General features: G+C 42.2%; 14 protein-coding genes. 5 read left to right on the forward strand and 9 right to left on the reverse strand.

Features of this window, described 5'->3' with window-relative positions; genetic code table 11:
• Window positions 1-23 precede the first annotated feature (23 nt).
• The 6 genes from NPE20_RS01895 to NPE20_RS01920 all read right to left on the reverse strand — a co-directional run bounded on the left by NPE20_RS01895 (window position 24) and on the right by NPE20_RS01920 (window position 7,518).
• A complete protein-coding gene (locus tag NPE20_RS01895) occupies window positions 24-584 on the reverse strand; it encodes a helix-turn-helix domain-containing protein (RefSeq protein WP_256536898.1) in 561 nt (186 codons plus the stop codon).
• A 53-nt stretch (window positions 585-637) separates the two neighbouring features.
• Complete coding sequence (locus NPE20_RS01900; protein WP_256536899.1) at window positions 638-979, reverse strand: TfoX/Sxy family protein; 342 nt, start codon at window positions 977-979, stop codon at window positions 638-640.
• Window positions 980-990: 11 nt separating this feature from the next.
• Complete coding sequence (locus NPE20_RS01905) at window positions 991-4,029, reverse strand: GH92 family glycosyl hydrolase (protein WP_256536900.1); 3,039 nt, start codon at window positions 4,027-4,029, stop codon at window positions 991-993.
• 182 nt (window positions 4,030-4,211) lie between these two features.
• Entirely contained in the window at window positions 4,212-4,991 is a 780-nt protein-coding gene (locus tag NPE20_RS01910; protein WP_256536901.1) for an amidohydrolase, read from the reverse strand.
• Window positions 4,992-5,048: 57 nt separating this feature from the next.
• Window positions 5,049-6,194: a methionine aminotransferase gene (locus tag NPE20_RS01915; RefSeq protein ID WP_256536902.1), complete on the reverse strand. Its 1,146-nt coding sequence runs from the start codon at window positions 6,192-6,194 to the stop codon at window positions 5,049-5,051.
• 79 nt (window positions 6,195-6,273) lie between these two features.
• Window positions 6,274-7,518 (reverse strand): TPR end-of-group domain-containing protein, encoded by a 1,245-nt coding sequence (locus tag NPE20_RS01920; protein WP_256536903.1) that lies wholly within the window; start codon window positions 7,516-7,518, stop codon window positions 6,274-6,276.
• A 114-nt stretch (window positions 7,519-7,632) separates the two neighbouring features.
• Here NPE20_RS01920 and NPE20_RS01925 point away from each other — a divergent pair, with 114 nt between their 5' ends.
• The 4 genes from NPE20_RS01925 (at window position 7,633) to NPE20_RS01940 (ending at window position 11,190) form a co-directional block, all read left to right on the forward strand.
• Entirely contained in the window at window positions 7,633-8,604 is a 972-nt protein-coding gene (locus tag NPE20_RS01925; protein WP_256536904.1) for an ABC transporter substrate-binding protein, read from the forward strand.
• Window positions 8,604-9,470 (forward strand): ABC transporter permease, encoded by an 867-nt coding sequence (locus NPE20_RS01930; RefSeq protein ID WP_256536905.1) that lies wholly within the window; start codon window positions 8,604-8,606, stop codon window positions 9,468-9,470. The genes NPE20_RS01925 and NPE20_RS01930 overlap by 1 nt, the downstream gene beginning before the upstream one ends.
• Window positions 9,467-10,216 (forward strand): ABC transporter ATP-binding protein, encoded by a 750-nt coding sequence (locus tag NPE20_RS01935; protein WP_256536906.1) that lies wholly within the window; start codon window positions 9,467-9,469, stop codon window positions 10,214-10,216. The genes NPE20_RS01930 and NPE20_RS01935 overlap by 4 nt, the downstream gene beginning before the upstream one ends.
• Before the next feature lie 452 nt (window positions 10,217-10,668).
• Window positions 10,669-11,190 carry a tetratricopeptide repeat protein gene (locus NPE20_RS01940; protein WP_256536907.1) on the forward strand — a complete coding sequence of 174 codons (522 nt, stop codon included), beginning with the start codon at window positions 10,669-10,671 and terminating at the stop codon, window positions 11,188-11,190.
• A gap of 57 nt (window positions 11,191-11,247) precedes the next feature.
• Here NPE20_RS01940 and NPE20_RS01945 read toward each other — a convergent pair whose 3' ends face one another.
• Window positions 11,248-12,561, reverse strand: coding sequence for a PQQ-dependent sugar dehydrogenase (locus NPE20_RS01945; RefSeq protein WP_256536908.1), 1,314 nt, complete (start codon window positions 12,559-12,561; stop codon window positions 11,248-11,250).
• A gap of 308 nt (window positions 12,562-12,869) precedes the next feature.
• On the opposite strand from NPE20_RS01945, the gene NPE20_RS01950 reads away from it, so the two are divergent.
• A complete protein-coding gene (locus NPE20_RS01950; RefSeq protein ID WP_256536909.1) occupies window positions 12,870-13,634 on the forward strand; it encodes a hypothetical protein in 765 nt (254 codons plus the stop codon).
• A gap of 75 nt (window positions 13,635-13,709) precedes the next feature.
• On the opposite strand, the gene NPE20_RS01955 is transcribed toward NPE20_RS01950, so the two are convergent.
• The gene (locus NPE20_RS01955; RefSeq protein WP_256536910.1) at window positions 13,710-14,657 is read right to left on the reverse strand and encodes an aldo/keto reductase; all 948 of its coding nucleotides are present in this window, start codon (window positions 14,655-14,657) and stop codon (window positions 13,710-13,712) included.
• 12 nt (window positions 14,658-14,669) lie between these two features.
• Entirely contained in the window at window positions 14,670-14,894 is a 225-nt protein-coding gene (locus NPE20_RS01960; protein WP_256536911.1) for a hypothetical protein, read from the reverse strand.
• Between the last annotated feature and the right edge of the window lie 86 nt (window positions 14,895-14,980).

The raw sequence follows: 14,980 nt of genomic DNA on the forward strand, positions 1-14,980 counted from the left end.
ATTACGTGATTGAGTTATAACATTTACAGGTCTTCGATATTACGGCGCTTATTCTCCTTAAGCGACCGGTAAAAGGTAGGAGTAAGGCCGGTTTGCTTTTTAAACTGCGATGATAGGTAGGCAACACTACTGTAACCAAGCTGGTTGGCAATTTGCGATAAGGTTAACTCATCGTACATCATCAGTTCTTTTACTTTTTCTATTTTTTGCGCTATAAAGTACTTTTCGATGGTGCTGCCTTCAACTTCAGAGAATAGTTTGCTGAGGTACCCATAATCGTAATTTAAATGCTGTGACAGATATTCGGACAGGTTAAGGTTTGGTGCTTCTTGGCTGTGATGGATAAGCGCAACCACCGCATTTTTTATTTGCTCGATGATACGGCTTTTACGGTCGTCTATTATCTCGAAGCCCAGCAGTTTAAGGTTATCATTTAATTGCTGTATGGTGTTTTTATCCAGCTCATCGTTCACCTCAACTTCACCCAATTCTACCGATTCAGGGTGCAGGCCAACTTTTTCAAGCTCGCTTTTTACCACCATTTTGCAACGGCTGCATACCATGTTTTTGATGTAGAATTTCACGTGGCTAATTTAAGCAATCAAGGAATATGTTATCTGTTGCCCATGTAAAGTTTCTACTTCTTTTTGGATGATTTCGCGATCTTGTTATAAGCCAGTGAGGTATTGATCCAATAATCAAACTCAGATTTTTTAGTGAGGGCAGTTTCATCTACATATACATAACCCTTCATGGCCCTGCCACCGTGTATCATAGGTCGGGTACCGGGTTTTTCTACTGCCTTCTCAAATTCATCCGGCCCAATCCGGCACATAATTTCTGTTCCGCGGGTGCAGCAGATACACATTTTATCATCTACCATAAAACACAGGCCGCCAAACATAGGTTTTTCCTCCACATTGGGCACATCAACCAATGCTTCACGGATTCGGTTTGCCAACTTTTCGCTGTATTTCATTTAATAAATTGTTATTCCACAGTTATTTCATCCGCAAAAATGTACGATTGGTTGCCTTTGCTTTCATGCCATTCGGGTAAAGCGCCGTATTGCTTGGCTATCAGTTTAATATACCGTGCCTTTTTGTTTATTGGCGCGGTGTATTGCTGTGTTTGAGGCTCAAGTTCTTTAACATCAATCTTGGTGTTAACAGTTGCGGCCAGTTTATAGTTTTTACCATCATCAGATAACCAGTATTGCACCGAAGACGGGAATACTATCCATGCCCGGCTATCCTGTAAAGCGCCAATGCTTACTTGCTTTATTGGTTTTACCTGCCCCATATCAATCACAGCTTCCAGATCATTATTCTGATAGCCCTGCCAGTTACCCACACGCCAGTTAGCTGTTCCGTGGATGCCGTTTATCAGTGTCTCATCGCCTTGTGCTGAATAATTGGGTAGATATTTATTGATAAGGGTTAATTTAATATCACCGCGGATCTTGGTAAAGGTAGCTTCATCAACAAAACTGCTTTTACCATCTTTAACTGCAATAGCTTTAACCGTTGTGTTTACCATTATGGCAATGGGCTTATTGTATTGGGTAGAAGCCGCGGTAGGCGTAGTGCCATCAAGCGTGTAATATATTTTTGCCAGGCTATCGGCGCAAGCTATCTCAACAGTAATAGATTGCTTAAAAGTTTTGGTGCCCGATGTAATGTAGGGGTTAGGTACGATCAGTTCATCGCTGATCTTTGAAGTTGGTTTCTCCAGTTCCTGCATAAACAGTTTGTTAGCAAGCGACCCTGTGAATACCTCAAAATCGCCGCCTTTGGCAACGTCCTCATAATCGATATATAATTTATTGTAAGGCTTTTTATTCAGGTTCATTCCCTGTACATAGTAATTGCCGCGCCCCACTGTAGCGCCCGGATTATGTATAGTGAATTTTTTGCCATTCTCCAGGTTAATAACCATTTTCTCAAACTGCGGTACGCCTATCTGATACTGTTGCTGCCCGGGTGCAATATTGTAGATGCCCAACGAGCTCATGATATACCAGGCCGACATTTGTCCGCAATCTTCATTGCCCGACAGGCCATCTGGTTTAGCGCTGTACTGCTCTTTCAAGATCTTGTTTACATAATACTGTGTTTTATCGGGCGAGTTGGTAAAGTTGTACAGGTAGGCTATATGATGGCTTGGCTCGTTGCCATGCGCATATTGCCCCACCAAACCTGTAACATCATCCTGCTGGCGCCCACTTAACTTTGCATTGGTGCTGAATAACTCGTCGAGCTTAGTCTCAAAGTTTGTTTTACCACCAAGGCTTTTTATTAATCCCTCAACATCCTGCGGCACTAAAAAGCTGTATTGCCATGCATTACCTTCGGTATAGTTGTTATTGATCTCGGTGGGTTCAAAAGGGGTATACCAGCCACCATTTTCCCTTGCCTGCATAAAACCATTTTGGTTGTTATGAACGTTTTTCCAGTATTGCGCCCTTTTAATGTATTCGGCATAATCCTGTGGTTTGTTCAGCATTTTTGCCATTTGGGCAATACACCAGTCGTCAATGGCGTAATCAAGTGTTTTTGCTACCGATTCATGCTCAACATCAGAATTAACAGCGCCTGTTTTGCGGTAATTATCCAAACCAAACTGGTTACGGTTAACGGCGGCTTTCATAGCGGTAAAAGCTTCTTCGGCGTCAAAGTCACGTATCCCCTTGGCGTAAGCATCTACAATTACCGGGATAGAGTGGTTGCCCACCATGCAATAGGTTTCGGTTGTAGCCAGCGGCCATATAGGCAATAAACCGCCTTGTTCGTAAACCGCCAAAAAGGTTTTTATAAAATCTGAAGTGCGTTTGCGGTCAATAATATTTAACAGCGGGTTTTCGGCACGATAGGTATCCCACAAGGAGAATGCTGTATAATAATTAAAGCCTTTTGCGGTATGTATCTTTTGATCAAGGCCTCGATACTGGCCATCCACATCGTTATAGATACTTGGGGCTACCATACAATGATACAGGGCCGAATAAAACATGATCTGTTTTTCTTTAGCGTGATCTGGTGCCGCTACTTTCTTTTTCCCGCGTGTCGCGGGTGAATTGTACCCGTAAGGGTTATACACCGCATTGGCTTGCTGTTGCTGTGATACAGCGGGCGCGCCGCCTTCAACCTGTATCTTTGATAACTCTTCGTTCCAGGCAAGTTTGGCCGCTTTAGCTACCTTCTTAAAATCAAAATCGGGTACTTCGGCATCCATGTTTTTCAAGGCACCTTCGTCACTTACCGAAGATATGCTCACTTTTGAGATCACCACTTTTGGGTCATCAAACCGGATAAACATTTTTACATTTTTACCCCTTACTTTGCTTTGGCCTTGCTGTACCTGATCGTTTAACGCTATGCCGTAAGCTTTAAATGGTTTTGAAAATTTCGCGTAAAAAAACAGATGCTGGTCGGTGGCCCATGACTTTGACCGACGAAAACCCCGTATCTCGTGATCATTAACCACCTCTATCCATGAATCCAGCACTTCATCACGGTGCTGCAGATCAATAATGATATTGCCTTGAGTGGCATTATTATAATCGTATTTATGTACGCCAACACGTGTGGTAGCTGTAAGTTCAACGCCAATGTTGTATTTATCCAGTTGGGTTGCATAATATCCGGGGGAAGCTTCCTCATTCTTTTTTTGAAAGCCAGAACGATAGTCGGTATTTTTTAGTTGAGGCTCGCCTGTAGTGGGCATAAAAAGCACATCGCAAAAGTCGGCAATACCCGTACCGCTCAGGTGGGTATGCGAAAATCCATAAACAAGACTATCTGTGTAATGATAACCAGAAACGCCGTCCCAACCCTCTAAACGGGTATCCGGACTTAACTGCACCATACCAAAAGGGGCAACCGCGCCCGGGTACGTATGCCCATGCCCGCCCGTGCCTATAAATGGGTCAACAAACTGGGTAAGGTCTTTCTTTTTCTTTTGCGCCAATGCGTTAAACGCGCTAAACAGGGCCAATACAATTACAACACCACGAACTATCAATCTCATTTAAAAACGTTTTTAGGAACACGCAAAATACTAAGATTAGCATGGAAATGAAAGAGGAAAGGATATTATCGTTTTGTGATGCCGGGCACAAAGCATTATGCGCCGACTTATTGTCCATCGTATTTTCACTATAAACTCCATCGCTGTTGTGCAGCTTGACAAAAAAAGGCAGAATAAGTTAACTATTCTATGATCTTAAACTTATCCGCATCCTTCAAAAAAGGCATGGCACGGCGCGCTTTTTTTACCTCATCGCCGATGATAGAGAAGGTATATACATCCTCTTCATCACGTTTGTAGTAAACTACATTGCCGTTAGGGTCGATACAGGTGGAGTCGCCGGAGTGGTAAACCTCGTTACCATCGTGGCCAACACGGTTAACGCCAATAACATACGACTGGTTCTCGACAGCGCGGGCGGGGATAAGTGTGCGCCAGTGCAGGGCGCGTTTTTCGGGCCAGTTGGCCACTATCATTAACAGGTCGTAATCTTCATCAACATTGCGCAACCAAACCGGGAAACGCAGGTCATAGCATATAGCCGGACAAATTTTCCAGCCGTTTAATTCAACTATCAGTTTTTTAGTGCCTGCGGTGTAAACGCTGTCTTCCTTGCCTAAAGCAAAAAGGTGGCGTTTATCGTAATGTTCATGAGTGCCATCCGGCCTAACCCATAATAAGCGGTTATAAAATTTACCTTTTTCTTTGATAATTATACTGCCCGTTACCACGCACTCAAATTTTTGAGCTATTTTTTGCATCCATTGCATGGTTTTACCATCCATGGTTTCGCCCAATGCTTCGGCATTCATGGTAAAGCCGGTATTGAACATTTCTGGCAGTATAATCAGATTAGTTTTTTCGCGTATGCCGGATAATCGCAACGAAATGTTTTGCAGATTTTTATCGGTGTTTTCCCAAAATAAATATCCCTGGTATACTGTAATTTTCAGATTATCCATAAACTGTGCTTTTTTTAGCGTGGAGGCAAAAATTTATACGTAAAAACTGCTGTAAGGTTAAACCTTTATCAATCTATCAACGGCTTTATCTAAAGTTTCTTGCATTTTGGCAAAACAAAATCGCAAAACATGCCTGTCGGTACCTTTGCGGTAAAAGGCTGAAACAGGTATGGCAGCCACACCAATTTCCTTTGTTAAGCGGATTGCAAAATCGGTATCTTTTTCATCAGTAATGGCATCATAAGTTACCGATTGAAAGTACGAACCCGAACATGGAAGCAAGGAAAACCTGCTTTGTTCTAAACCCTTACGGAAGTGATCGCGCTTATCCTGAAAAAACTCCGGAAGGTTTAAATAGGTATTCTCATCCTTTAAATATTCGGCAATAGCATGTTGTAAGGGCGTATTAACACTGAACACTAAAAACTGGTGTATCTTCCTAAATTCCTGCATTAAATAGGCAGGGGCAAGGCAATAACCCATTTTCCAACCTGTAGCATGGAAGGTTTTACCAAACGATGCTACTATCATACTACGCTGCTGCAGCTCCGGGTAGCGTGCCATACTGTGATGCTCCTGATTATCAAAAACCAGGTGTTCGTAAACCTCGTCGCTTAGTATCAGTATATCCTGGTTTTTAACTAATGCGCTTAATTCGTCAATATCCTCTTTGCTCAAAATTGTAGCAGTAGGGTTATGCGGCGAATTAAGGATGATCATCTTTGTTTTATTGTTGATGAGCCTTTTCACCATATCCCAGGCAATGCGATAATCTGGTGGTTCCAGTTCTAATGATTTTACCACACCGCCCATCAGTTTAATAGCGGGGGCATAGCAATCATAGGCCGGTTCAAAAATAATTACTTCATCATTAGGATGAATAACCGCGCTTATGGCCGTAAACACGGCTTGTGTTCCACCCGCAGTTATGGTTATTTCCGTTTCTGGATTGTATTGTGCACCGTATAGTTTTTCTGTTTTAATGGCCACTTGCTCGCGCAGGGCCATTACGCCGGCCATTGGGGCATATTGATTATGGCCATCTTGCATGGCTTTATTTACCAATTCTATCAGTTGCGGCGAGCAGGAGTAATCCGGAAAACCTTGCGAAAGATTTATTGCACCATACTCGGCAGCCAACGCCGACATAGTGGTGAAGATGGTGGTTCCGGTTTGGGGTAATTTAGAAATAACAGGTATCATGTAGCGGCTAAATTAACCAAAAAGGCGTTACACAATCAATGTTTTTACAATAAAGAGAATTTGTTTCTTTATTTATTTACTAAAGCTTCCAAAATGCGTCGGCATTATTGGTGCGATAACGCTCTATTATAAGGTTTGTATCCTTATTTCTATCTTCAGACCTGTCCGGGCTTTGTTTAAAATACTCTAATGGTAGTAGGCTGATGTAAGTGATGGTTTTATTCTTATCACGTGTTTCGTAATTATACTCATTACGCTGCGGACTATAAACCCGGTACAAGTTTTTAGCCATATAACTATCCAGGTAAAAATCCTTAGTTATTTTCTGGCGATTGTTCCAGTTAGCATCATCATTTATAAACAAAGGCTGATTTTTAATCAAGCGTTCGCGCACTTCGGCTATGCCTAATAGTTTGTTATTCTCATCTTTCACGTAGGCATTATTGGTTGGATCCATCCAAACCCATTTGCTAAGGGTTGGCAGGTACACCACATTAATAACGTGCGAATCATAATCAACATTCAAACTATCTTTAGGAAAACAATACACTTTGCGTGATTTCCAACCCATAGCCAGGTAACATTCGTTAAGGGTTGTGGCTAGTTCGCCACATGATACGCCTATCTTTTTTGAAGTTGCTTTGCTGATGATCTCGTTAGCATTTATAAGCTGTATGCCGCTTTCATGCTGCCCATCGTGCTGAACGGTATTGTGCACCCATTTAAGGATATTGATCGCCTTTGAAGCTTCATCACCTTTGCCAGCAATAGAATCGAGCTTAAATTTTTTGCGGATAGCCACCAAATTAGGGTCTGTTGCCGATTGATAAGTAAAAGCGGGCACTTTGCGCTGATCATCCGGGTTAAATTTTTCTGCTTTTTGCAGAATGTATTTGTAATCGCCTACCGAGCGCAGCAATTCGCTGATCTGTTTAAATTTTGGCTCGTTTTTGATATTGGCAAAGTCGGTATCCTCTTGTAAGTGGGCATAATTTATGTATCCATAATAAACAGCGCTATCCAAAGTGCTTATTGCTTCGGGTTTTTTATTGATCAAAGAATAAAGGCAGCTTACGTTATACCAGTTATTAGTTAAATAGCCTTTGTACATACGCTTATCCTGTGGGTTGAGTTGGTTGTATTGAGCCATTAGCTCGCTCATTAGTTTGATGCCTTCAGCATCGTCACGTTTGTCATATGCTTTTTTTACTAATCCGCTTTGTTTGTTGGCAAAATCATTAAACGGATTAGTATTTGCATTTTGCGCAAACAGGCAGCCTGCAGAAAAAAGGAAAATCCCCGAAAGTATAAGTTTAAATTTCATATTGGTTATTGGCTTAGCAAATATAATTGATAAACTCATTTAAGACGGCTTAACCCATCAAAACGTTACTTTTTAATGTTTTTCTTTTTTGGGTGTATTATATACCTTAGTACTATGAAATTTCTACGGATCTTACCTATACTGCTATTCACTATCATCATTGCATCCTGCTCGTCATCTACCAAAAACAATGTACCTGTTGTAGGTTTTATCGATGCTTTTGAAGATGCCACCATATCGCAGGCAAAAAATGGCTTTATTGATGCTTTAAAGCAGAACGGGTTTAGCGAGGAAAAAAAGAATATCAAAATAGAATATCGCAACGCACAGGGGAGTATCCCTACACTTACGCAAATAGTGAATTACTTTGTATCCGAGAAGGTAGATCTGCTGGCCACTTCAACCACACTATCAACCGTTGCCGCTATACAGAAAACCAAAACTATCCCCATTTTCCAGATGGTATCGCCAACACCTGATAGAATGAAAGTGACAGATGCTACCGGTAAAGCCCCTGCAAATCTGTACGGCACAATGGAAGAACTGAATTACATCGATACATCCTTCGCCATCATCCCAAAGCTGTTAAAGCCAAAAGGAACACGGTTAACTATTGGTATGATCTATAATCAATCAGAACCGCAATCTGCCGATGCTTTACAGCGGATACAGGGGCTTGCCGCTAAACTTAATGTAAAGGTAATTGCCCTACCATTAAATTCATCTGCCGATGCGCAACTGGTGACACAAGCTTTGCTCAATAAAAATATAGACGCGTTTTTTGCTAATCCGGATAATACCGTGTTTGCAGCCTTTGAAACGATATTGAAAAGTTGTAACGAAAAAAACATCCCCATATTTACCAGCGAAGCTGGATTGGTTCAGCGTGGTGCAGTGGCTGCCTTTGGTGCCGATATTTATCAATGGGGATATCAATCTGGTCTGCAAGCTGCCGAGTACCTTAAAACCCATAAAACCGATGGGTTGAAACTGGAGATGGTGAAGATCCGTAAGCGGGTTTATAATGCGGCGGCGGCCAAAAAGTATAACATTAATATTCCTGCTGAATTTGAAGCTGTAAAATAATGGATTTTTACCTCACCGCCTTATTGCAGGGACTATGTTTCGCGGGTATAGCGTTCGGGATCTATATATCCATGAAAATATTTAACATTCCCGATATAACTACCGATGGCAGCTATACGCTTGGTGGTGTAGTAACAGGAATAATGCTTACCCACAATCAACCCGGATATATTATTTTACCAACGGTACTTTTAGCAGGTGCACTGGCAGGTGCGCTTACAGGTATTATCCATACCAAATTAAAGATAAACGCCCTGCTTGCCGGTATTTTGGTAATGACAGCGCTTTATTCGGTGAACCTTACCATCCTCGGCCGTTCTAATTTGCCGCTATTAAGTATGCCCACCTTATTCTCGGTTGTTAATTTAATTACTAATGTTAATCAAAACTCACTCTTAATACTTATTGGCTTTGTTTTAATAGTAGCACTTATTATTGGCTACTTGCTTAAAACAGATTTTGGCATAGCTATGCGCGCCACAGGCAACAGCGAGCCTATGGTACGTGCCTTAGGTGTAAATACCGACCGCATGAAAATTACCGGTCTGGCCATTGCAAATGCCTTAACAGCGCTAAGCGGCTACCTTATTGTACAGTTACAAGGTTTTGCCGATATCAGTATGGGAATAGGTATTGTAATTGTAGGTTTGGGCTCGGTGATCATTGCCGAAACTATTATCAACTGGTTACAGATAACTTCTGTATGGCTGAGTTTGATTTTGGTAATGGCAGGGGCGGTGATATTCCAGTTTGTATTGGCCTTTACGCTATATATTGGGGTAGATGCCAACCTGTTAAAGCTTGTAACGGCGGCTTTTGTATTACTCATTGTAGGTTTTCCACGCTTAACCGGGAGGGCATCATGATTCAGCTAAGCAACATTAATAAAACCTTTAATACGGGTAAGCCTAACCAGGTAACAGCTATAAATAATATTGATCTGGATATTAAAACAGGGGAATTTGTAGTCATAGTAGGCTCAAACGGGTCGGGTAAAACAACCTTACTGAACCTTGTTTCGGGTAATATCCTGCCAAATTCAGGTTCAATAACTATCGACGGTAATAACGTTACCCGCCTGCCCGAACATAAACGTAGCAAATGGATAGCCCGCATCTTTCAGAACCCGTTACTGGGCACCGCTGCTGATCTGAGTATAATAGATAACTTTAGATTGGCCGCTTTGCGCACAAAAGCAAAAAACCTATCTATAGGTAAAAACGATCAATTTAAAAGTCTTGTAAAAGATAGGATAGCCACCCTGGGAATGGGTTTGGAAGATAAAATAGAACAGCCTATCGGTACATTATCCGGCGGACAACGACAGGCACTTACCTTATTAATGAGTGTAATGGATACCTGCAAAATCCTGCTGTTAGATGAGCCAACCGCTGCGCTCGACCCACGCTCTGCTGAAAATGTATTACGCATTGCTGATAGCCTGATCAAAGAATATCAGCTCACCGCCATACTGGTTACGCATAATTTAAAAGACGCCGGCAATTATGGTTCGCGCATTATACAAATGGGCGAGGGCGAGATATTAAAGGACATAGCAGGTACTGAAAAACAAAGTTTACACCAAAATGAGCTATTCAACTGGTTCGGATAAATAATGTAACTAATTAACTTCACAGTGTAATAAGGCGTTGCCTTTGGCTGGGTTTTACGCTTATACTGCGCAGGCCGGTATTCGCTGTAATCTAACGCAGGAAGACTTCCGTTTGCCATACTGAACGATAGTGAAGTATCTAATCGCCAACATGCAAATCAGTCAGGCAAAGTTCACCTATAGATCCTTCACTATCGTTCAGGACGACAAGTAATTGGCATGCCAATTTTGAAATCCACCACATATTCCGTACTTTCGCAGCAAATAATAATACAATGCAACTAATAAACTCTATCTGCAATACCTTTAAGCGGCCCATGGGCATGCTGCAGAAGAGCTATGCATCAAGGATACAACTCTTCTCTTAGTATACCTGCTTTACACAGGAAACACAATTTATTTTTTATTGAACAAACACCTAAAGCTTTACGCCCAGGGTTTATTTGAATTTTATGGACACATATTATACTGTTGAAGAAAAGTATCTACAGGCTGTGGATGAGCTAACTTACGGCGAAACCCCAAAAGCATTGAATTTACTAAATGAGCTGATTGCAAACGACCCATTATACGCACGTGCGCATTTCCAGATCGGTAAGATATATTATTACGATTTTAAAGATTATCAAACGGCAGGTTACCATTTTAAAACCTGCATGGAAATTGACCCTTTATTCTCTGATAACTATTTCGATTACTTAAGCCTGGTTGTATTTTTAAAAATGGATAAACAGGTTAACCTGATTGCAACAGCCGCGTTGAATACACCGGGTGTTAATGCATCATCCATTTATGAATTATTGGGCTTATATGCTGAAAAAAACAAGCTCTGGAATAAAGCACTGGAAGCTTACCGCAATGCCTATATGGAGGCTACAGCAAAAGAACAGCTCGAAAGTACCGAAGAAAGCATAGGCCGCGTAAAACTTAAAATGCGGCAGGGTATTGTATATCAATACACGCTTACCGGTTAATAAAAAAAGGTGCCCAATAATCAAATCAGGGCACCTTTTTTATTGTGATAGGTAATGCTATTTTTTGTAACTGATCTTGTAGATAGTTCCTTTAGAATCGTCGGTAACATAAATTGAACCATCGGGGCCTTGTGCTAAACCACAAGGACGGCGTACGGCGCTTCCTTTAGCCGTATTTTCCGGCGAACCCGAAAAGCCATCGGCAAATACTTCCCACTTACCATCAGGTTTTCCATCTTTAAATGGTTGAAAAACTACAAAATACCCAGCCTGTGGCTCGGGTGCGCGGTTCCATGAACCATGGAAAGCGATGAACGCACCGTTTTTATATTTCTCGGGGAATTGGTCGCCGGTATAAAATAACAAACCGTTAGGGGCAAGGTGGCCCGGGTATGCTGCGGCAGGGTTAATAAATTTATGGGTTGGGTCGCCATCTTTTTTACCATCGCCACCGTACTCGGGCGCCAATATCTTTTTGCGTTGTTCCTGGTCGTAATAAATATAAGGCCAGCCTGCATTATCACCCTTTTTAATGGCATACATACATTCGGCAGGTAAAATGGCCGATTGCTTGGTGTCAAACATATCGGGGAATATATCATGCAGGGCATCGCGGCCATGCTGCATTACAAATAGCTGGTTGTTTTGTTTATTCCAGTCCATACCAACAACGTTGCGCAGGCCGGTTGCATAACGCACGCCATCTTTATAAGTTTGGTTTAGCTTATCAGCCTTAAATTGCCAAATACCACCCGCAGAATCCAATATAGGACACCCAGGCTGGCCTAATGAACCTTTCTCACGATCTTTTATCTGGCAGGAATTTGAGTATGCGCCAATATTAACGTAAAGGTTGCTGGCATCGTCCAATACTATGGCCTTGGCTTCGTGCTGATTACGGTTTAATAAGCCTTTAACAACTGTTTCGCGCTTTGCAGGATCAATTACTTCGTTTTTATCATTCAGTTTATAACGATACACATCCTCATTTGATGAGGTGTATAAGTACCCATTTTTGATATAAATACCGGTACCTTCATAATCGCCAAAGCCGTTTTTAACTTCGGCTTTACCATTGTTTTCATGTAAAACCAAAATGCCTTTACCATCTTTTGGTTTACCCAGTTTTACAAAAATATCGCCCTGCGACGAAACTGCTATATGGCGCGTACCACCAAGGTCTTCGGCAAGTATTGCGGCATTAAAACCTTCTGGCAACGTTAACCCTGCAGATGCAGTTGCAACCCCGGCAGTTTTAGAACTATCAGTATTTTCGGCAGTACTTTTTTTGCTGTTGCCTGTACATGCGTTTAATAATACTGCCCCCGCAAACGCAGCTGTTAGTAAAAAAATGGACGATCTGTTTTTCATTGTTGTGAGTGTTTATAGGAAATAATATATAAGTAGACTAAAGGATTTATACTGGTGTATTGATGTATCAAATTAACTTAATATACAGTAAATATCGAAATCTGTTTTGTAGAAATATGGTGACACAGAGGTGAATAGGTACATTATTCATTAATAAATATTCCGCGGATGCATTGCAATACTATATTCTGGAATGCCGAATAAGCGCAGTACAATATTCCAAATATATTACGCTGACAAATATTATCACAAAACGATATTAAACTATCCTTTACATCTGCCGTCATAGATGTATAAATTTTAAGGATATGAGAAAGTCAGTTATACTATCAGCAATATTATTCGGGAGCTTGGTTTACAATAGTGCCCAGGCGCAAGTATCAGTACATATAGGTTTTAACATACCGGCACGCAGGGTGTATGTACCGGCCCCGCCGCCACAACCCGTTATGGTTTATGATAACGATGAGTTTGATGACAGCGACGATTATTATTATCTGCCCGAAGTTGAGGCTTATTACAGCATACCACGCCATTGCTATTACTACCAGGATGGTGGCAGTTGGGTATCTGCAGCATATTTACCGGGAGCTTACCGCAACTATGACTGGCGTACCGCCCGCAGATTTGAGGTAAGGGGACGACGCCCATATATGCGTCACGATCAATACCGGAGCAAATGGGGTGGCAGCTTTAACCGTGGCGACTGGAACCGCAGGGATAATAACTATGCCGACAGACGTAATAACAATCGTAACGATTGGAACCGCAGGGATGACAACAACCGTAACGACTGGAATAAAGGAAATAACAGGTTTGAAAGGCCAAACCGCGACAGGGGCAATCAGGGCGGCTGGGGACAACCAAACCGTAACGACCGCAACAACGACCGTGGTAATAGGGGTGGATGGGGCCAGCCATCACAACCAAACAGAAACGATAACAGAGGTGACAGCCGCCCGTCAAACAATGGTGGTGGCCGCGAAAGGAATCGTGGAGGTGGTGATAATAACAGTCAATTTGCTCAAAACAGGGGCGGCCAGGGCGGTCCACATCGCCCGGGAAGGTTCTAAAATTATCTCCCCAACATATATAATAAAAGCCATCACGCTTACAGCGGATGGCTTTTTACTTTTACTTACTCCGGCTTAGTAGGTGCTGGCTGTGGTTAACAGTTCAATGGCTTCGCCACTTAAATTTAGCTGTGTGGATTTTAACAGATCATTTAATTGCTGTATACTGGTAGCACTGGCAATGGGGGCAGTAATGCCGGGCCTTGCCATTATCCACGCCAATGCAACGCTTGCAGGTGTGGTCTTGTATTCGCTGGCTACTTTATCTAAAGCACTTAATATTTTATAACCGCGGCCGTTCAGGTATTTTTTTATTCCACCACCACGTTTGCTTTTGTCAAGGTCGGCCTCCGAACGATATTTACCGGTAAGGAAACCACTGGCCAAAGAATAATAGGTAATAACACCAATATTACTCTCACGGCATAACGATTCATAATGCCTTTCGTAATCTTCGCGGTTGTATAGGTTATACTCGGGTTGCAGGGTTTCATAACGGGCTAAGCCATTGTTTTTGCTTACCAGTAAAGCCTCGCGAAATCTATCAGCGTTATAATTTGATGCACCAATGGCTCGTACTTTACCTTGTTTTATCAGATCATCAAAAGTTTCCAGCGTTTCTTCTAAAGGCGTGTTGATATCATCGTCGTGCGCCTGATACAGGTCTATATAGTCGGTTTGCAACCTGCGTAACGATGCTTCTACCGCCTCGGTGATGTAGGCTTTAGAAAGGCCTTGTTTGCCCTCCATGGCTTTACCCACTTTGGTAGCTAATATTACCTTATCGCGTTTACCGCTTTGTCTAAACCAGTTACCTATTATAGTTTCAGATTCGCCACCCTTATTGCCCGGTACCCAGCGTGCGTAAACGTCTGCTGTGTCTACAAAATCGAATCCGGCGTCAATCAGGGCATCCAGCAGGGCAAAGGAGGTTTTTTGGTCGGCTGTCCAGCCAAACACGTTACCACCAAAACAAAAGGGTTGCACCATAATGCCCGACTTGCCTAATTCACGCTTTTCCATGTTATTTAATAATTATATTGTTGTTTGTATCTGTTCTGCCAGCTCATCTACCCAGCCCGAAAAATACGGTTCTGACCCGGCAATGCGTTCCCATTGGCCATGTTCGTTTCGGGCAATGGTTAGTTGCAGGCTCTCGTCCAGCGCGCTAAATTCGTAAATTCCGTCACTTTTCTGTGTAACTATCCCGTTAACAGGCGTATCAGATCCGGTGAGTACCGCTTCAAATTGTTGTTCCATAATGTAGTTGTTTACAATTTTAACAAGGGGATGGGCTTTGTGTTTGGCCTGGTTGTTATTAGGAGGTAGGATGGCGCATTTTATAG

It is taken from the genome of Mucilaginibacter aquariorum (genome assembly GCF_024498135.1).
GTDB classification, from domain to species: Bacteria; Bacteroidota; Bacteroidia; order Sphingobacteriales; family Sphingobacteriaceae; genus Mucilaginibacter; species Mucilaginibacter aquariorum.

Coding starts and splice junctions, on each gene's coding strand:
- NPE20_RS01900 (WP_256536899.1), bottom strand. CDS start 979: ATGAAATACAGCGAAAAGTTGGCAAACCGAATCCGTGAAGCATTGGTT.
- NPE20_RS01905 (WP_256536900.1), bottom strand. CDS start 4,029: ATGAGATTGATAGTTCGTGGTGTTGTAATTGTATTGGCCCTGTTTAGC.
- NPE20_RS01910 (WP_256536901.1), bottom strand. CDS start 4,991: ATGGATAATCTGAAAATTACAGTATACCAGGGATATTTATTTTGGGAA.
- NPE20_RS01915 (WP_256536902.1), bottom strand. CDS start 6,194: ATGATACCTGTTATTTCTAAATTACCCCAAACCGGAACCACCATCTTC.
- NPE20_RS01920 (WP_256536903.1), bottom strand. CDS start 7,518: ATGAAATTTAAACTTATACTTTCGGGGATTTTCCTTTTTTCTGCAGGC.
- NPE20_RS01925 (WP_256536904.1), top strand. CDS start 7,633: ATGAAATTTCTACGGATCTTACCTATACTGCTATTCACTATCATCATT.
- NPE20_RS01930 (WP_256536905.1), top strand. CDS start 8,604: ATGGATTTTTACCTCACCGCCTTATTGCAGGGACTATGTTTCGCGGGT.
- NPE20_RS01935 (WP_256536906.1), top strand. CDS start 9,467: ATGATTCAGCTAAGCAACATTAATAAAACCTTTAATACGGGTAAGCCT.
- NPE20_RS01940 (WP_256536907.1), top strand. CDS start 10,669: ATGGACACATATTATACTGTTGAAGAAAAGTATCTACAGGCTGTGGAT.
- NPE20_RS01945 (WP_256536908.1), bottom strand. CDS start 12,561: ATGAAAAACAGATCGTCCATTTTTTTACTAACAGCTGCGTTTGCGGGG.
- NPE20_RS01950 (WP_256536909.1), top strand. CDS start 12,870: ATGAGAAAGTCAGTTATACTATCAGCAATATTATTCGGGAGCTTGGTT.
- NPE20_RS01955 (WP_256536910.1), bottom strand. CDS start 14,657: ATGGAAAAGCGTGAATTAGGCAAGTCGGGCATTATGGTGCAACCCTTT.
- NPE20_RS01960 (WP_256536911.1), bottom strand. CDS start 14,894: ATGGAACAACAATTTGAAGCGGTACTCACCGGATCTGATACGCCTGTT.